Genomic DNA, 17,598 nt, shown 5'->3' on the forward strand with positions numbered 1-17,598 from the left:
TCACGGCCTACAGTGGCCATCAGTATAATACAGCCCAGGTAGAATACCACACCTGTTACCCCCCAGGCCAGTGCGAATCTTTTAATGTTTATGTGTTGCATGATCATTTTCGTTTTTAGATTGATTTTCCTGATTGCTACCATGGCCGCGATGGCCTCCGTGTCCTCCATGACTTCCCATCATAAATAGGTGGGCCACGAAAAAAATAATGAGGAAGATAAACAGCGAATTTGTCCCGTTGAAGCCGAAAACCGGCAACAGGAATAGCAGTAGGAATAACCCCAGGCATCCTACCAGCATCCAAAACATGTGATTTCTCATAACTTCAGGTTTTTAGTGGTGGCCGGGATGGTTTTCTTTCCCCATCTTTACTTTGTTTCTCATCATCGTTTCCTTGTCCATAATGCCTTCTTTGTGCATCATTTCCATCATCTGTCCCATCATATTGGGTTTATCTTTCATCATAGTCATCAAGTGTGCACACATTGATGAATCTGCCTCAGCCATATTCATCATATTGCTCATCATGCCGTGCATCATTTCCGGATTATCCTTCATCATGGCCGTCATGTCTTCATTCTCTGACATCATCATACCCATCATTTCCTGGTTTCCTTTCATCATCATTTTAGTATGATCATCTTCCATCATTTTAGTTATCAATTGTTCAGCATATTCATGATCGGAAATGATGGTATTAAATATTTCATTTCGGGTGTCATGTTTTTCTAACAATGTGCTTACATCCTTCTGTTGCTGACAGGCAGATAAAGCCGTGATCAATAAAGTAAGTGTCACCATTGTTTTTAAAATATTTTTCATATCGTTATCGGTTAAGGTTAATGCTTAGTATTGGTATATCTGCATGGTTTGCCAGGTTTTCGGTAATGCTCTTTCCTATCAGGTTAAAAAAGCCGGACCTACCATGCGTAGTTAAAGCAATAAGGTCGGCATTTACAGATTCGGAAAACTTTAGAATGCCGCGTTCTTCATTTAACGAGTTGTAGATGTTGGTTGTGCAGGTTCCTCCGCGAGGACAGCTTTCATGAAAAGCATGCATTTTCTCAAGGCTTCTGTCCGTCTCCTCAAATGAAAATGGCACATTGACATAAAGTAGGTGAATGCCGGATTCATTGAGATCGGCAAACTCCACCACTGTTTTGAAGGGTTCTTTTACATCCTCTTCAAAATTGGATGCAAAAACTACGTTTTTAACAGGCCATTTAGACTTTTCTTTGATGATCAACACGGGAACGGTAGCGTCTCTCAATACCTTTTGAGCATTGGATCCGACAAACAGTTCTTTTGCACCGGATGCACCGTGCGAACCCATCACTACAAAATCGTGGTGATGAAAGGGAATATGTTTGAGGATTTCCTCTCGACCTACATCAAACACGAGAAACTGCGCCGCCTTCAACCCTTTCGCTTCCGCTTTCTTTACCAGTTTATTAAGCTCGTTCTTCGCATGCCCAATTTCCTTTAATGTTTCGGGAAATCGCTGCTCCTTCTCCTTATCAAGTTCGACCCAAGGCACAGGCGTGATCTGTAAGTGCAAAAAATGAATCTCCGCACTTGATTTCTCTGCTAAGGCAATGGCAATATCCGCAGCCCGGTTAGCTGTTTCTGAAAAGTCAGTTGGAACTAAAATATTTTTCATAAGTCTCTGTTCTCCAAGTCGGGTTCTAAAGTTTTAACTTTCACCATGTCCATTACCTCTGTTATGTAAATGATGCCATCTCCGGAATGAGCCGTTTTTCCATATTTATGAATGATCTCCATTGCTTTGTCCACCTTCTGGTCGGGTATTACTACTTCTAGCTTTTCAATTTTGGCATGAGAAAATGGGTGTCGTAACGAAGGAAAGTCTTTACGCTCATCAGTATAATGTCCTGTACCTTCTCCTTCAAAAACGGTTAAGCAACAAAACCCTTCTTCTCGCAGATGATTTACGATATCTGATAATCGGTCCGGCCTGACGAAAGCTTTTATTTCTTTCATTTTTGCAGGCTCTTTTTTATGTCTTCATACTCTTCTTTGCTGATTTCTCCTTTGGCGTACCTCTTTTTTAAAAGGTCTAATGGTGTCTCCTTTTTTGTTCTTTGTCCGGGTATGTCCCACGGTGTAGCAAAAATCCAAATGATAAAAATCACCCAGATTACCCACCAGATGATGTGCATACCCCAATAGTGTCCTTCAAACCAATGCATAATATGTGCTTTTTAAATTTTGAAATATTGTAATCTGACCGTATCAAACCATTACTGATTTGCACTATCCAAAATTAGCACATTGTCACGCTTCCCATTTTTGAAATCTTGTCTTTGATGTATGATATTTTGCTTTCAAAACATCAATAGCTTAGTGTAAAACATCAAGTAATTTCTGGCGAATGTGCAAAGACACTATTTCAAGATTTTCGTTGCAGATGGCCTGCATGGAACTAATGGGATCAACTACAGAAACTTCAATATACCCCTCCATGAGATCCTGAACGATGACGTTGCAAGGAAGCATGGTCCCAATTTTATCTTCGGCCTTTAATGCCTTGTAAGCATACTCAGGGTTGCAGGCACCTAATATTTTATAGTGGCTGAATTCAATATTGAGTTTATTTTTCATGGTCTCCTGTACATCTACTTCTGTAAGAATTCCAAACCCTTCTTTTTTTAGTTCTTTAACCACTCGGTCGATCACTTCTTCAAACTCTGCGTCTTTGATCAATTTACTGTGATAATATTCTCATGAAACCTGATAGTTTATAATGTTTGATCTAACACCAGCTGGTGTATATGAACTTTGATATTTTCGTTTTCCAATGGCTTACTTTGAAGAAAATCGGCTTTAAATCCAAATGTCAGACCCAGAATGCATTTCAAGTGTGATCCCCCTTCGATATGTTCCAGGGAACCTGTTCCCGTTACGGGCAGATTAGTTTGCTTGTAGCTCATCTTTGCACTGAACTCAAAAGTCATGGGAGGGTGCTTAGATGTATCTATTTTATCCTGGCTATCATTACTGTTTTCGATGTATAGCTTACCCACAAGTGTAACCTCTTGATCTTCCAAGGATGAAATGATAGTATCTAGTGAATCTGCTCCTGAATGCAGCGAAATGATGGGTAGCTTCATTTTGAAGTTCGCCTCCTTATAATCAAGTTCCACTAAAAGTTTCTGCGAATGAAGGTTGATTACTGAATCACCTACCGGAACTGTCAATATCACGCGACCATTTGTAGTGTGATATTGATTTTGAGCTTTTGCCAAATTAATATTTGAGAAAATCATAGCAATAACAGATGCTAGGAATAGTGTAGTTTTAACCAAAGAGCTACTTCCCATCTATGACCGTGTTGTGAAATATATTAAAACTAAAGCAGTCACTATTGCCAGCGTAAATGACCAAAACATCAATCTCTTGTAAGGATGATAGTAGTCCAATGATTTTTTATCAGGGTGTAACACCGAGGCATTATTTTCTTTTGCAGTGGGTTCCGGTTGTTCAGGTTCAACTGTTGCTGTCACAGTGCTCTTTGATTCTATATAGTCCAGTATTGCTTTAACTTCATCAACTTTAAAAGGAAAATCACCATAGGTACCATGTTGTACTGCTGAAAGGTGGCTACAGCCTGTTCGTCACCAGCCTTTACCATCGTCTGAGAGGACTGAATAAACTTCAAAAGCCAGCTTTCCTCATATTTTTCTGAGACTCCTTTGAGATCAGGACCAACCAACGGCCCACCGCCAATGGTATGACAGGCGGTACAGTTTTGAGTAAAAAGTAGTTCTCCATTTTGCGAGAAGGTCTTCGTTACTGTAAGAAAGAAAAGGCTTAAGAGTATAATCTTAACTGAAGAAACCGAATATCCCGATAACAGTCCCATTAGTTGGCTGACTTTAAGAACTCCACAACCTTTTCTGCCTCCACCCTGGTTAGCTGTGCCCGTATCTCCATATGTTTAACCGCCACGTCCCATTGCACATCACTAAAGGTGGCTGGAGAGGCAGTATTGTGACACCTGATACAGGACTCTGCCCATAGCTGAGCACCACTTTTCTGTAAAACGTACTCTGGTACCCCTTTCGTGGCACTACCAGCACTTATAACATTTTGCTGCGAGGCACATTGTGTAAAAACTATTGCTGTAAAAGCCACAACGGACATTAAGAGTAGTATTTTATTTATATCCTTCATCTTCTTTGGGTTTAAAAGCCAATTGTCCATTGAATATAAAAAGTGTTCACATCCAGTGCTTCAGGTTCCTCACCATCTTCAGCGTGTCCTCCGGTCATACTGTCCATTTGGTAAGCAAACTTGACGGCCGTCCTCCAATCAATCCAATAGTTTAGTCCTAATGCCAATTGTGTATTCTCTGACGCCCAAGGTGCTTCTTCAGGCGTATTTAACGTGGAATAGCGCCCAACAAGCTCCAGATTCTTAATGAATTGGCTTGGTCCAAAAGTGGGACGATAGCCAAGCTGAAAGAAGGTTGAGTTTGACTTGTTTTCGAAGGTATAGGACTCCATCACGCTACCTTCTTCAATAGTGTATGTGTGATCGTCAATATTGATGAAGTTGACTTGTCCTTTAAGATCGATAACTCCACCTAGAAAGGATACTTTTCTAACGTACGTCCAGTCAAAGGCATAGAGAAGGGCACCTAGTTCTTCCAGTTCTGATCCACGATTGCCGAGCTTAGCTGACTGAGCAGAAAAACCAATTTCAAGTGATTGATCCCTAAGAGGGAATATTCCTAAACGCCCTCCTATTGCCTTGTTATTGTTATTATCCTCATTCCCTTCGTGCACTATCATCCCTACTTCTTCTGCTTCATCCTCCCCATCCTCAATTCTCGGACCATTGGTAACATATACTGAGTAGTTAAACTTCACACCCCCAAGGTATGATGCACCTCTGATTTCTGCTCCCAAGTCAGAAGTGGGCAGTGTACCATCATGACCATACCCAAGTGGAACGGTAGGTAAACGATTAATCCAAGATGGATGCAGTCTATCGAAAAATATTCCAAATGGAATTAGAATTTCACCTGCTCTTAGGTTTAAATTAGGAGCAAGGCTATAGTTAACATTTGCGTATTCCAGAGCAACTTTAACCTCACCGTCCTCAACTTCAAATTCTAATTCTCCTTCGAAGAACAGTTTGTCAGATTGTTTGTAGAGAAACAGGGGTACAAACCGTGCATTCCCAAAGGTAGTTTCTTCATCATTGGACATAAACGTTGCATCAGAATAGCCACGCAGTAAAAATCGGCTGTTGCCTGGTTTGGGGTCGAGTATCCCAGATTGATTCTGTGCGTTTGATTCAACTAACACCAGTATGATCAACAAGGAGCTTAATAAGTATTTGTATTTCATAAGTCCAAAAATTTATTGTTTCAGTGTTCGCAAGTAACTGACCAATTGCCACCTTTTCTCTTCAGAAAGTGTGGCTTTGTAAGATGCCATTGGCGCTCTTCCCTCTGTGATTTTCCAGAAAATAGCTCCATCACTTTGAGCATGAAAGGTCGTTGTTGTCAAATTGGTAGGTTTTGGATTAAGTGCTGCTCCCGCTACTCCATCACCTTTGCCTTTGTCGCCATGACATATGGCACAATATGTTGCAAAAAGTTTCTTTCCTTCTTTTATTGCCTCTTCCTGCCCAAGCATCGGGTTTTTAAGTGTATCTGCCTCTACAGGTGCTTTCCATGGAGTTTGCAAAAATGCAAATAGTCCGACAATGAAAATTGTTAATATTCCTTTCATACCCTTCCTTTTAAAAATGCTACTTAATAATGATTTTTTATGAATCAACCATGTGATAAACTTATCCATAAAAAGCTCATGTCAGTTTACCTTATTTTGACTATGATTCAAGAAATCATGATAAGAAGTGAATTGCCAATCTTTTAATTTGTGTGATTCAGTTTCGGTCTCATAGCAACCCATTGTTGCCAAAAAAAAAGTGCCAGAAAGTCTGTCTTCCAGCACCGACAAGAAACAGACCAACAAATTTATCAATTAGATGTTTTCTCTTCTAAACCTTTGGTAGTGGCTAGCTTTCCTTCAGGTGTAAATTTAATTTCAACTTTCCTTCCATCCATTTTGCCGATATAGCTATAGTGTAATGGAATCGCCCGTGATGTTCCAGCAGTCCCCTGATCGGCCGGCTTATCCACGGTATGCTCAAAGTGGGCATACCATGCCCCTTTTTGGATATCGTTCTTGACTTGGCCAAACTCTGTCTCAAATGTTTTAAGTACTGCTGCAGGAACCTGGTTATTTTCAATTTTTTCGAACATGGTCATCGGAATTGTTTGTGCATATGACCAGACTGCACTAATTAACAGCATAGCAATTGTCAGTTTGAACGTTTTCATATCTGTAAAATTTGGTTTAAAAATTTATTGTAAAGACTCTCACCACCCGACGTGAAAGGTAGATTTCTAATTGATACATTCTCTCATTATTTTGTCTCAGTTAATTCTTTTTTTTTGAAATTTAAGAATACGGATCATTACTTCGTTTACCATATTTTGGCTATTATTTAAGGTATTTATTGGCTGGTAAAAGCAGAAATTCTTAAAACATAATGCAGTGTTTTTCTATTCATTCGAGGAGCCCTTCAATAAAGTTTTGACATCAGAATGGTCAATGAGCCTTGCATGACTTTACAGGTATTTTCGACCACCGGGCTCCTCCCAAACGGGCTAAATGAATCATCATGAAATGTATCTACGATCCTGTACCACTGATGATCGGTTTGGGGTAATTCGAAAGTCAAATGTTGGTGCCAGGCATTGACCATGAAATGGTATTGATAGTCTCCAAACTCTTCTTTGAGTTGATAGGCTAAGGAATGGGAATGGTCGCTCCAGTCCGGCCCAAAGAGTTTCACGCCATGCCAGGTGATGCATTCACTCCCTCTTTCAGGCTTTTCCCCCCAGAATCTTTCCATTCTGAATATCTTTTGGGACTGGTTGAACCGAATCAAATGCTGTACAAAAGTGAGCAAATCCTTGTTTTTCTCCACCAGGTTCCAGTCAAACCAACTCAATTCATTGTCCTGGCAATAGGTATTATTGTTTCCGCCTTGCGTACGTCTTACCTCGTCTCCCATTGAGATCATGGGTGTGCCCTGAGAAAACAAGAGTAACACCATAAAGTTTTTGATCTGTCTCAGACGCAAGGCTTCAATTTCAGGATCACAAGTTGGCCCCTCCACCCCATGATTCCAGGAATAATTCTCGTTACACCCGTCCCGGTTGTTTTCCCCGTTGGGCTCATTGTGCTTATGATTATAACTCACCAGGTCATTGAGCGTAAATCCGTCATGACACGTGACCATGTTGATGCTCCGGTTTGGATCCCGAAAGGGTTTGTTGTAAAGGTCAGGACTGCCAGCGATGCGATTTGCAAAATCACTGACAGCTCCATTGTCTCCTCTCAGAAAGCGCCTGATGTCGTCCCTGAATCGTCCGTTCCATTCGGCCCATTTGTCGCCGACGAATGATCCTACCTGGTAGAGTCCTCCTGCATCCCATGCTTCAGCTATGATCTTCGTGCTAGCCAGCACAGGATCGGATTCTATTTCCCACAGAATCGGAGGATTTTTCATTGGATTTCCATGTTCGTCTCGAGACATGATCGAGGCCAGATCAAAGCGGAATCCGTCGACGTGCATTTCGACCACCCACCTTCTCAAAGTGTCCATAATTAATCGGCGCACTACAGAATGATTCGTATTTAGGGTATTGCCGCACCCAGTAAAATCCATAAAACATCCCGATTCGCGATTTAAGATATAGTAGGTGTCATTTTGAAGGCCTTTGAAGGAGAGTTTTGGTCCAAACTCATTTCCTTCAGCGGTATGATTAAATACAACATCCAAAATCACTTCAATATTTGCCCTATGGAAAGCCTTTACCATATTTCGAAATTCATCCGCTATCACATTAGGGTGGTCACAAAAGCAGTACCCATTGTGTGGTGCGAAAAAAGCAATCGGGGAATAGCCCCAGTAGTTGGCGAGGGACTCGTTGACGGTATCCTGGCTATCAAACTGGACGACGGGCAATAGTTCAACCGTAGTGATACCCAGTTTTTTCAGATAGGGTATTTTTTTCACGATGCCCGTGTAAGTGCCTTGTTTCGACTTTTCTATTTTAGAATTTGGATTACGAGTAAATCCCCTCACATGCAATTCATAGATAACTGACCGTGAATAGGGGTGGTGCACATGTTGGTCACCATTCCAGTCAAACGCTTTCGGGTCAACTACAACGCATTTCATGCTCCGGCCATATCCTGGTTCCATTTGCCCAAATTCAATAAATGATGATCTGCGATATGTTTTTGGTGTAACAACTGCCCTGGCGTAAGGATCTAGCAGCAACTTGGACGGGTCAAACCTGAGCCCACTAGCGGGTTCAAAAGGCCCATGAACTTTGTAACCGTAAAGAGTACCCACAGGCAAATCGCTGATAAATACGTGCCAAAAATGGAAACTATGATTTGCGGAGGACTTAAGAGAGACTGTTTGAAAGGGCTCTCCATCGTCCTCGTTTTCAAAGAGGCACAGATCAATCCTTACCGCATTTTTGGAGTAAATACTAAAATTTACACCTGACATTTCCACTGTCGCTCCCAATGGGTTCGGATCTCCTATCGAAACCTCGTAGTTGGTCACCTTGTCTTTTTTCCTTTTGTCAATTGTTATCATTTTCCAGGACTTCTAATGGAAACTTCCTCATCATCTTGTGAATGGCTGGATGTAAATCCTCATATATTACCTTTTCGCCGTACAAATCCCCTTGAGCAACCCCTTCCCATATCACCTGGTTGGTTTGCCTATCGATGACCGTGAATTTGACGCCACCATGTATATATTGAAAACTTTCGGGTTTTAAATATAAATTCGAATGACCGGCTTTACTGGTGAGCTTTCGGCCAGTGTAATCAGGAGCCGGACCATAGTAATATCCAACATCGAAGAACTCCGGCAGATCATAAATTGGAGGTAAATTAATTTCTCTGGAATGACTGAGCCATTCGATACTCAGCAAAAGCTGGGGATTAACTGTGTCGGGTCTAAGAGCACGTTGGCTAATGCAGTGCCGAAAATAATTTCGGGTTCTTTTTCTAATAAAATCGTCTGCAGTCGCAGTATCACCTGGTTGGTCCGTTTCAGGTAGCCATGCGAATGACTTATATTGTCCAAAATCAACTTCCTTATTTTGGAAGACTTGGACTTCTTTATAAACATTGCAGGAAACGACCACCGCAACGATACCAACTAAAATGAGGCTATTTTTATAGATCATACTTACTTGATTTATCTTTTACATATCTCAAGAAGAATTAGCGAAAACCAGGCTAATTCTTCCTCAGTATAATGTATTTCCTTTGCTTGATTAACGGGCAGAAGCTGCCCATGTCTCATGAAGTTTTGACTAAAGTTTAACGAATTTCAACCCTACAAAAGCTTATCTTCAGCAAGCTCAATTACTTCATTTCAGTGACCGGTGCCAATTTTGCTGCCACTTGAATATTGATCACGGGATAATCGGAATGCTGCAAAAACCGATCTCCCATCCATTTGCTATCGATGCCGAAATACAGGTGAAAATCGAATGTCTCACTGGACTCGGCTTGGCTGAAGTCAAACTTTCCAGAGAGGCTCAGTGATTCTCCTTTCACCTTATTGAATATCCGTCCGTTCAACGAAAGCTGTAATACCTCTTCCTTATCGTAAAGAATTCCTGTAAGTGGGATCACAGTTTTTACGACAAACTCATGCCCGTTTTTCCTAAAAAGATGCCGATCTATTCTCCTGTTTCCAGTACTGAGGGCTGAACAACGGATAGTCACCCAAATCGTTTTAGAATCTCGATTGAAAATAACCTCTGCTTCATTGCTAGCCGCCCCTTCGAATGTGTCATGATATTTAAAATATGCATGGACGTTTCCCTTTTCGGTTGTATAATATTTCTGAGCAAAACAACCCGATAAAACCAGGGCAAACAGACCCGTAGCTAAACATCTAGTGAGCATTATTTGATGATTTTTATGATACAGTTTCATAGTCATCATTCACATAGCCACAATAGTTTGTTGAACTCGAAGTAGTCTAGTGCTTCACACCCATTTGTTGATCTGCATTGATCAATTTTTTCCTTCAATTCATTGTAAGAGGTGACTTCTCGTCGTGCCTCCCATTGAAAAATCTGGTTTCTTCTGGAATCCCAAATTGGGAAGATCAAGGGATCGTGAGCACATAGGAGATACGAGACGACGTACTTTATTTCACGAATGAATGACAAGTCCTCACACAAAATGTCAAATAGCTCAATTGTTTGTTTCTCAATCCCGGTCCGTACATCATCTCTAAGAAACCTCTCCTGGACCTCATTCAATCTGGTGTCAGGAATATGGTTGGTTAAATGAAGTGTACCAATTTTTGAGATGACACTTGCTCGGTCCCACAAACATCGATTTAATTGGATAAAGTGGAGCGTCCTGCGATCAGCTATAAAATAGCCCTGTATGGATTGAAATGTCTTCAATCCTGCATTTAAAGTCTTCATTTTAGCTATAGGTTTACAAAAGCATTATACTCCCGATGGCCTTCATGCATCCTCCCCAATCCATAGCTCCCCTTGGTACGCAAGTCAAGTGGTGCCAAACCTATTTCCTTTGGGAGTTCAGCTTGAGCCTCACCACAATGGCATTCCCTGCATCCGCATTCATCGGGCACTGGTTTTTCAGATATTGCCTTAGTAAAGGATTTTCTGACCTCTTCTTCCCATTTCGTTCTGTACTCCGTAAGGGACAAACCGGTGCATTTTTTGAATTGCCCGGACAGGTAGTAGATACTGCTGCACCCCACGGTGATGGCGATCTGACTAAAGTTGAGCTCACCCTGCTTGATAAGTTCCTTAACTTTATTGGTTCGCAGATCAATAAAGTACTGCTCAATGGTGATGCCGCAATATTGGCTGTATAGCTTGCTAAGCTGGTGATAATTCTTTCCGAGTTCTTTTGAAATGTAGTCGGAGAGCTTTTCTTTTCGGCCCAGCAAGTTGATATTCTCCATATAGCTACGGGCAGCCTCAGTGATCCCTTTGACGGTGAGTGCATTCTGGTTCCTGATCAAGCCCAGCTCAAGCTTCTCCAGCTTTTCATTGATCCGGTCAAGGTCAGGGAGCTCATTAGTTTTGAGGGTCGCATAACCTAGATTCACTTCAGTGAATGGTATGCCCATCTCAAGAAGGATCTGCTTAACCGCATGGATGCACCTGGGGCACACCATGTTTTTTATTTGTATTGTGATAGTTTGCATGACAATATTGATTTAACTAAAAAATGAGACATAGAATCTCCTACTCCGGAGGAATTCCGAATAATCAATATTGCTTATCTAGCAGAGGAAGGACTGATACAGAATGCGCCTAAAAGCCCCTCTTATGGGCGGGGAAAGCGAACTGTTTAGTTGAAAAAGACTTATGTTCTTATTGACAGAAAAAATTGTAAACCTGACGTCGCAGACGGCCACATAAAGTAATACGGGGACTTTCTCGGTTTCAAATTTCTGTACGTCATATTTGACGAGGCTGGCCAGCAGCAGGCTTGTCTCCTCATCACAGCATTCATCTTTGTCCTGCTGTTGTTGCAGATCGCTTTGATAGGCGTGTTTATCGTTATGATTTGCGTCATCTGAGCTGTGATCGGCATGGTGATTACTATTAATATCCGTATGACCATGACCACCTGTTCCTTCATGGTTATGGGCTACATCGGTGGATTTGCCTGAGTGCATTCTTATATCCAGAATGCCGAGATCACAGAGAGAATTGCAGACAAATACTCCCGAAAGAGCGACAACCAGGCTAAGAGCCAGTTGCATTTGTGCTTTACGTAATTTTCTAATGATCATGGATAATGCAAAAATTTAAAGAATTTATCAGATCGGTAAAATCCAAATTGATTGTAATGAGAGGGGTTCGTTGCTAATTAGGCTGCCTTTAGTATGAATGACTTGCTGCGATTTCCTCCAACCCATTGCATTTCAAATGTAGCGAGTCATTTTGCGGCATAGTATGACGTGTTTTGGCTGAGAAAATGATTTATATCATATCTAGGCAGGTCAGAGATTACGATCGTTGTCGGGGTATTATTACCTCAGTTGCTTGCAGGGGTTGTTGCAATCTGTTGCTGCCTACCCTGACCCATTCCACCAAAATGTAGGATGATAGAGAGCAAAAATAAGTATTTGAAGGTAAGCAGCGCATTGATTGTTACAGTGACTGATAGAAATGTGCATCACAAAGCAATTGCTTTGAGTTGATTTTCGTCCCTTCAAGGAGCAGTCTAAAATTACAAGCTCTGCTTACCGTTTAAACGTTTGCCGTGAACGGCTCCCGGTTATCTTTGGCCAGTGAAATACTGCGAGTAGCCCCCATCAGCACTCAGAAAATCAAACGTGTAGTTGAATGTCCTGGATTTTATATCGAAATTGCCGAAGTGCTCATCGCCGACGTCATGCTCTGCTGTCATATGCTGTTGCCAGGAGGTCCAGTTGCCCAGTCTTCCCATCATGTGATGATTGGCCGATATGTTGTGACCATACCGATTGCGGAAATCGCTGTCCGTGAAGCATGATCTCATAATATCTCCGTCGGGGTATAGTTCAAGGGAAAATGTGGTATCAACATCAGCACTGTAACAGTGAACCTCAATCGTATAATCATTAATTGAAGTAATTTCAGTCGTTGCCGACATTTCGGTCTGTAACAAGCTTGATCTCAGCGTCCCATTGTAGGTACCTGCCACTTGGCCCGATAGAACAGGGTGGTCTAGTTCATTGTTCATATGGCAGGAAACGATAGTTGATGCCGCCACAATAGCTAAAGCAATTTTTAAGGCTTTCATGTGCTTTGTATTTGATATTACATTTAAAATCACTAGCATTATTGATAACAAATAGGCCATGGATGCTTATGTTTACACATTGGAGCATACTTTCATGAATTCATTTCGTTTGCTCTTTCACTCGTCCGGTTGTTTTCTACTCCTTGCATGAAAATAACATGTCATCGCCATCTACTAAGCTCAAAATTACTAAGAATGTAAGCCCTCGTTTGTGACGAGGGTCAAATGCCGGGCATGATCTTGATCATTTTTAAAAGCAGTTTTGGCGTTTTGTTGGGCAATAAACATCAACCAAAGTTGAAGCACATATCTTGATATATGCGTTAGCTAGTTTGTTTCGATTACCTGTATCGATCATTTCCTGACCTTATCCATTTTTCTGACATTAACAATCGAGCCTCAAGGTATCCGTCCGATGAATCGCATATTTCAAAATTAGGCTAGTCTGGCTAATCTTGTGCCATGAAAAGGCATGACGACGAGCAGATGCTTGGCCTCTATGATCAGTAGCAGGAGTCTGGAAAAAGCAAGGCAGAGTTCGCAGCAATTCCGGGTATCCCTCTGGCAACTTTTTATTACTGGATCAGGAAGTTTGAAAAGGCTCACCTTGCAGACAGGCTCAGCTTCAGGTTTTCATCCCCTGCCTCCACCATCTTACAACAATAAGGGGGAGTTAATGGCCGCCATTCAGTATCCTTCCGGAGTTCGTCTGGAATTATACAGTTCTTTTCAGAATCTGGGCAGTTCCTATATCGGGCTACTAAAAAGCCTGACAGAGTCTACCAGACTGACAGGCAGGTAGTATGCTGGCTATATCCCATAGCTGTTGTTACTTTTTGTACCGATCCCCCAGTGACATGCGCTTCGGGATCTACTCTCGTGCTGGCCTGGTTGGCAGTGAGCTAGGCCGTGATTCGCTGAGATGTTTTTGTTTTCTGGGCAAGCGTGGTAATCAAGTTCGTTGGCTACAATGGGACAGGGACGGATTTGCTCTTTACATCAAAAGACTGGAGCGGGGCACTTTTGAACGGTCTGCCGCTGCGGTGGCCGACGGGCGATAAGCCAGCCATTACAAGCCATTAGCTGACCCTGCTCATGGAGGGGGTAACGCTGAAAACAGTGCGCCTACGCAAGCGTTACAGCGCCTTAAAAACAGCGTAAAAACAGACTAAGTTTTAGTATTAAAAAGTGCCTATAAATAGCTGAAATGCCGTTTTAGATGCATGGAAAACACAGCGACAGGCCCGGTCGGAGACTACAAAAAACTCTACGAAGAATCGCTGTTGATCATCTCCAAAAAAAGAGGAAGAACACCTCCAAATTGTCTCTTCTAAAGACAAGCAGATCACCCAGCTTCGTTTTGAGTTGGATAAATTCCCCCGATACCTTTTTGGCAAGAAGAGCGAAAAGCTTCCAGTGCAGGATGCTGACCTTTCTCAAATGAACCTCTTTGACCTGGGCACCACACAGGAGCAACAAGAGGGGCATTCCGGACAGGCAGTAGTTGTTGCTTAAAAGAAAGCCCCAAAGAAGCGAGCCAAGGGAACAGGCCGTATGCCATTGCCTGAAAACCTGCGTATGGAAACCATCGTCATTGAGCCATCAGAAGTTGTAAGTGGCTGTGTTAAAATAGGTGAAGAGGTCCCCGAGGTGCTTGACCTTGTCCCTGCAGAGTTTTATGTAAAGCGTTATGTACGCCCTAAATATGCCAGTCCAAACGGCCAAGGCATTGCATTAGGCCAGATTCCAGACCGGGTGGTTGAGAAAGGCATCTCTTCAGACCGGGTTATTGCTCAGATGATCCTTGATAAATACGTATACGGCTTACCCCTTCACCGCCAGATAGACAAATACCTCAGACTGGGGGTCAATATCCCAGCTTCTACAGCTTCCGACTGGATGATGAAAGGGTGGAAGCATTTGGCTCCGATCTAGGAGCGAATCAAGCTACTGGCGATCAACCAGAAATATCTACAGGTAGATGAGGCATCTATTAAGGTGCAAGGGTAAGCAGGACAAAAACGGCATCCACAAAGGGTCCATGTGGGTCTATATTGCTCCTGCCGAAAAATTGGTGTTGTTTGATTACCAGAAAGGCCGTGACAGAAGCGGCCCCAAAGTGGTGCTGGCCGGATATTCAGCCGTTATTCAAACTGATGGTTTTTGGGGGTATGAAAGCTTGTACAGCAATCATGCTCAGGTTATGTTAGAGTATCGCATGGCTCATGGCCGACGTAAGTTGTTGGGGGACGCCCAGTCATGCGCTGAGCTTATGAGCCAACTCTATAAACTAGAACAGAGCATGCGTGATGAAAGCCTCCCTTGGGGCAACGCACAGAGCGGAGGCAGCAAGAGGCTGTCCCAGTGCTCAACAAAATTGAAGAGCGGACGAAAGGGCATGAGCAAACCATTTTGCCCAGCAGCCCGTTAGGCCAAGCCATCGCCTACAGTTTGTCCAGATGGAAAGGCTTATCTGCCTATGCACAACATGGGCAAATAGAGATTGAAACAATCTTGTGGAAATTGCCATCAGAGCAGTGGCGGTAGGCAGAAAGAATTATCTATTCGCTGAATCACATGATGCTGCCGATATGACCGCTGCCATGTATTCCTTTATGACCACCTGCAAGAGGAATGCGATCAACGAATTGCTATGGCTCACCGATGTGCTCGAAAGAATTCAGTCGCAAAAGCAAAAGAACCTCTACCAGCTCCTGCCTAATATCTGGGAAATGTACAAACCCACCCAGTCAGCATAGCTAATGGGTTTACTGGACGGATACGTTGGACTAAATTTATTTGCTGTGGGTAGCTGAGATACTAGTATTACTAACCCCGCCCTCAAATACGCACAAACAACCTCCAGCAACCCACAGGCATCGGTTTCGATTGCCTTTTGTAACGGATGGTAGTCAAAAAATGCAAACAAGCTCAAATTCTTGCGGTGTGGCTATAGATTTCCAAAAACCATATCATTATACCTGTCTAGCACTTCGCTACCAAAGGAATCAAGATAGGTCTGAGTCTGCTGCTCTGTCGCATGACCGAGGCCTTCTTGAATACCTGCAGTAGGTATGCCTTTTCTTTTGCTGAGCGTTGCCCAAGTATGGCGGGCGGAGTAAATAGTGAAAGTTTTTATCTCAAGTTGGCCTGCTAATTCCTTTAAGGTCTTATTTAGCTTTCTTCTTCTGTTCTCAATCTTTAGAGGTATCCGGTTGCCTTCATCCTCCGGCTTAAGGATGGGAAATAGGTACTGATTTGATTTGTAATTAAGGTCGCCATTCAGGTTTTGAAGAATCTGCCTGACTTGCGGAATAACCTTAACACTAAATGGCTTGCCTGTTTTGTGCCTTTTATAATTAATGCGCTCAAAATCTCCTTCTATATCGCTAATTTTCATTAGGGCCATGTCCATCCAGTTCACACCTCTTAAATAGATACTAGCCAAATAGAAGTCCCGAGCTTTCGAAAGGGCACTCCCTTTTTTAAGATTAGCGCCAATGATCGTTTTCAAATCCTCTTCCTGGAGTGCTCTGCGAAATGGCTCTGATTTCCGGATAGTATATTGCTTAAAAGGATAAAGTTCCTCTTTCACAATACCATGCTTTATCGCCTTATTGAAAATTGCTCTGAGTGTTCTCATGTAAACTCCCAATGAGCCCCTGTTGGAACCTGCTGCCAAGTGGGTCTTCTCAAGATTTCTCAAAAATGCATAGTTGATGTCTGCAAAATGCAACGCACTCTTGCGTGAAATTTGATGAGTTTGTTCTTCAGGTCTCGCAAAGTTCTCGCTGTTCCCACTCTCCCCTCCTCAATCAGACTTTGCATCTCCATGTCAATAAAGGATAAAACAGTGTATGTCTCACTAGGCTTTGCATAAACAAGCTCCTTGATATCAACAGCCCTCAGCCCGTGAAGCTTTCCGGCTGTCTCAAGCCCAACAATCTTATCCATTAGCTCTGCTTTGTCCTTGGCCAGCTTATTATTGAATCTTGTCGTGTTAGTCAGCGTTGTGGAGGTGCTTCGCACAATCTCCTTTTTTTGATCCCACTCTTCTTTAGTTAAGTGAAACCCTGTGGGAATAAAGGAGTCGGACCTGTTATAAATTATCCTTAGTCGAAGCTGGTACTTTCCGCTCTTGAGTTTGGTTCGTGTATCAATACTATACCTTAATGTGATTGCCATATTTTTTCGCCAACATTTCGCCAACAATTTATGATTTCATTTGGAAAGAAGAAAGTAAAATATTGGTTTTAATAGAAATTAGAAGGAATTTATATCCAGATGAAATCATAAAATACCTGACTCATAATCAGGTGGTCCCTGGTTCGAGCCCAGGTGGGCCCACTAAATTTAGAAACGAAAGCACTTCTTCATTGAGAGGTGCTTTTCTTGTTTTGTACATTACTCTGGGCGAGAAGTCTATCCGCCCACCGGCGGAAGCCCAGGTGGGCCCACAACTGATAATCAAGCACTTACAGATGAAAATCGTAAGTGCTTTTTTATTGTCGCTATCAATGTGCTAACAATTGGGGGATTTTGGGTCGTCCGAGCACCTGACTGCAGTTCCCAAAATTATTCCAAGGTGTATGTCAGACCCCCACGTTGTGAAGGCTTGCCAACCTTTCGCCACCTCCCACACGGATTCCCACAATTTAGACCTTTCCGGCCT

At 42.5% G+C, this 17,598-nt stretch carries 25 protein-coding genes and 1 pseudogene; 6 read left to right on the forward strand and 20 right to left on the reverse strand.

Annotation, left to right across the window (positions count from 1 at the left end):
- Positions 1–333 precede the first annotated feature (333 nt).
- The 18 genes from AAC037_RS01115 to AAC037_RS01200 form a co-directional block, all read right to left on the reverse strand.
- On the reverse strand, positions 334–822 hold the full coding sequence (locus tag AAC037_RS01115; protein WP_339790115.1) for a hypothetical protein: 489 nt from the start codon (positions 820–822) through the stop codon (positions 334–336).
- 4 nt (positions 823–826) lie between these two features.
- The gene (locus tag AAC037_RS01120) at positions 827–1,660 is read right to left on the reverse strand and encodes a universal stress protein (protein ID WP_339901007.1); all 834 of its coding nucleotides are present in this window, start codon (positions 1,658–1,660) and stop codon (positions 827–829) included.
- Positions 1,657–2,001, reverse strand: coding sequence for a P-II family nitrogen regulator (locus AAC037_RS01125; RefSeq protein ID WP_339790121.1), 345 nt, complete (start codon positions 1,999–2,001; stop codon positions 1,657–1,659). The genes AAC037_RS01120 and AAC037_RS01125 overlap by 4 nt, the downstream gene beginning before the upstream one ends.
- On the reverse strand, positions 1,998–2,210 hold the full coding sequence (locus AAC037_RS01130) for an SHOCT domain-containing protein (protein ID WP_339790123.1): 213 nt from the start codon (positions 2,208–2,210) through the stop codon (positions 1,998–2,000). The genes AAC037_RS01125 and AAC037_RS01130 overlap by 4 nt, the downstream gene beginning before the upstream one ends.
- A gap of 151 nt (positions 2,211–2,361) precedes the next feature.
- Positions 2,362–2,724 (reverse strand): DUF302 domain-containing protein, encoded by a 363-nt coding sequence (locus AAC037_RS01135; RefSeq protein WP_339790126.1) that lies wholly within the window; start codon positions 2,722–2,724, stop codon positions 2,362–2,364.
- 35 nt (positions 2,725–2,759) lie between these two features.
- Positions 2,760–3,341 carry a hypothetical protein gene (locus AAC037_RS01140; RefSeq protein WP_339790129.1) on the reverse strand — a complete coding sequence of 194 codons (582 nt, stop codon included), beginning with the start codon at positions 3,339–3,341 and terminating at the stop codon, positions 2,760–2,762.
- A gap of 197 nt (positions 3,342–3,538) precedes the next feature.
- Entirely contained in the window at positions 3,539–3,883 is a 345-nt protein-coding gene (locus tag AAC037_RS01145; RefSeq protein ID WP_339790132.1) for a cytochrome c, read from the reverse strand.
- Entirely contained in the window at positions 3,883–4,194 is a 312-nt protein-coding gene (locus AAC037_RS01150; RefSeq protein ID WP_339790134.1) for a hypothetical protein, read from the reverse strand. The genes AAC037_RS01145 and AAC037_RS01150 overlap by 1 nt, the downstream gene beginning before the upstream one ends.
- Before the next feature lie 11 nt (positions 4,195–4,205).
- Complete coding sequence (locus AAC037_RS01155; protein WP_339790137.1) at positions 4,206–5,375, reverse strand: hypothetical protein; 1,170 nt, start codon at positions 5,373–5,375, stop codon at positions 4,206–4,208.
- A gap of 12 nt (positions 5,376–5,387) precedes the next feature.
- Entirely contained in the window at positions 5,388–5,762 is a 375-nt protein-coding gene (locus AAC037_RS01160; RefSeq protein WP_339901010.1) for a cytochrome c, read from the reverse strand.
- Positions 5,763–6,013: 251 nt separating this feature from the next.
- The gene (locus AAC037_RS01165; RefSeq protein ID WP_339901012.1) at positions 6,014–6,349 is read right to left on the reverse strand and encodes a hypothetical protein; all 336 of its coding nucleotides are present in this window, start codon (positions 6,347–6,349) and stop codon (positions 6,014–6,016) included.
- Positions 6,350–6,621: 272 nt separating this feature from the next.
- Positions 6,622–8,718, reverse strand: a complete 2,097-nt coding sequence (gene glgX, locus AAC037_RS01170) for a glycogen debranching protein GlgX (protein WP_339790147.1) — start codon at positions 8,716–8,718, stop codon at positions 6,622–6,624.
- Complete coding sequence (locus AAC037_RS01175; RefSeq protein WP_339790150.1) at positions 8,705–9,319, reverse strand: DUF4136 domain-containing protein; 615 nt, start codon at positions 9,317–9,319, stop codon at positions 8,705–8,707. The genes glgX and AAC037_RS01175 overlap by 14 nt, the downstream gene beginning before the upstream one ends.
- Positions 9,320–9,500: 181 nt before the next feature.
- The gene (locus AAC037_RS01180; protein WP_339901014.1) at positions 9,501–10,049 is read right to left on the reverse strand and encodes a hypothetical protein; all 549 of its coding nucleotides are present in this window, start codon (positions 10,047–10,049) and stop codon (positions 9,501–9,503) included.
- A 35-nt stretch (positions 10,050–10,084) separates the two neighbouring features.
- Positions 10,085–10,582, reverse strand: a complete 498-nt coding sequence (locus AAC037_RS01185) for a hypothetical protein (protein WP_339901016.1) — start codon at positions 10,580–10,582, stop codon at positions 10,085–10,087.
- 5 nt (positions 10,583–10,587) lie between these two features.
- Positions 10,588–11,337, reverse strand: coding sequence for a helix-turn-helix domain-containing protein (locus tag AAC037_RS01190; RefSeq protein WP_339790155.1), 750 nt, complete (start codon positions 11,335–11,337; stop codon positions 10,588–10,590).
- Between the two features lie 78 nt (positions 11,338–11,415).
- On the reverse strand, positions 11,416–11,931 hold the full coding sequence (locus tag AAC037_RS01195) for a hypothetical protein (protein ID WP_339790158.1): 516 nt from the start codon (positions 11,929–11,931) through the stop codon (positions 11,416–11,418).
- Positions 11,932–12,419: 488 nt separating this feature from the next.
- Positions 12,420–12,926 (reverse strand): hypothetical protein, encoded by a 507-nt coding sequence (locus AAC037_RS01200; protein WP_339790161.1) that lies wholly within the window; start codon positions 12,924–12,926, stop codon positions 12,420–12,422.
- A 472-nt stretch (positions 12,927–13,398) separates the two neighbouring features.
- On the opposite strand from AAC037_RS01200, the gene AAC037_RS01205 reads away from it, so the two are divergent.
- From AAC037_RS01205 to AAC037_RS01230, 6 genes and pseudogenes are all read left to right on the forward strand, one after another.
- Complete coding sequence (locus tag AAC037_RS01205) at positions 13,399–13,728, forward strand: hypothetical protein (protein WP_339901018.1); 330 nt, start codon at positions 13,399–13,401, stop codon at positions 13,726–13,728.
- Between the two features lie 563 nt (positions 13,729–14,291).
- Positions 14,292–14,441 (forward strand): hypothetical protein, encoded by a 150-nt coding sequence (locus AAC037_RS01210; RefSeq protein WP_339790166.1) that lies wholly within the window; start codon positions 14,292–14,294, stop codon positions 14,439–14,441.
- A gap of 63 nt (positions 14,442–14,504) precedes the next feature.
- Positions 14,505–14,861 carry a transposase gene (locus AAC037_RS01215; RefSeq protein ID WP_339790169.1) on the forward strand — a complete coding sequence of 119 codons (357 nt, stop codon included), beginning with the start codon at positions 14,505–14,507 and terminating at the stop codon, positions 14,859–14,861.
- Positions 14,862–14,967: 106 nt separating this feature from the next.
- On the forward strand, positions 14,968–15,357 hold the full coding sequence (locus AAC037_RS01220; protein WP_339901024.1) for a transposase: 390 nt from the start codon (positions 14,968–14,970) through the stop codon (positions 15,355–15,357).
- Positions 15,291–15,457, forward strand: a pseudogene (locus AAC037_RS01225) (transposase); the annotation flags it as partial. The gene AAC037_RS01220 and the pseudogene AAC037_RS01225, both read left to right, overlap by 67 nt.
- A gap of 84 nt (positions 15,458–15,541) precedes the next feature.
- A complete protein-coding gene (locus AAC037_RS01230; RefSeq protein ID WP_339790208.1) occupies positions 15,542–15,685 on the forward strand; it encodes a transposase domain-containing protein in 144 nt (47 codons plus the stop codon).
- A 191-nt stretch (positions 15,686–15,876) separates the two neighbouring features.
- Here AAC037_RS01230 and AAC037_RS01235 read toward each other — a convergent pair whose 3' ends face one another.
- Positions 15,877–16,632 carry a tyrosine-type recombinase/integrase gene (locus tag AAC037_RS01235; protein ID WP_339901020.1) on the reverse strand — a complete coding sequence of 252 codons (756 nt, stop codon included), beginning with the start codon at positions 16,630–16,632 and terminating at the stop codon, positions 15,877–15,879.
- Positions 16,629–17,111, reverse strand: a complete 483-nt coding sequence (locus tag AAC037_RS01240; protein ID WP_339901022.1) for an Arm DNA-binding domain-containing protein — start codon at positions 17,109–17,111, stop codon at positions 16,629–16,631. Before AAC037_RS01240 ends, AAC037_RS01235 begins: the two co-directional genes overlap by 4 nt.
- Positions 17,112–17,598: the final 487 nt, after the last annotated feature.

Source organism: uncultured Cyclobacterium sp., from assembly GCF_963976465.1.
Lineage (GTDB): Bacteria > Bacteroidota > Bacteroidia > Cytophagales > Cyclobacteriaceae > Cyclobacterium.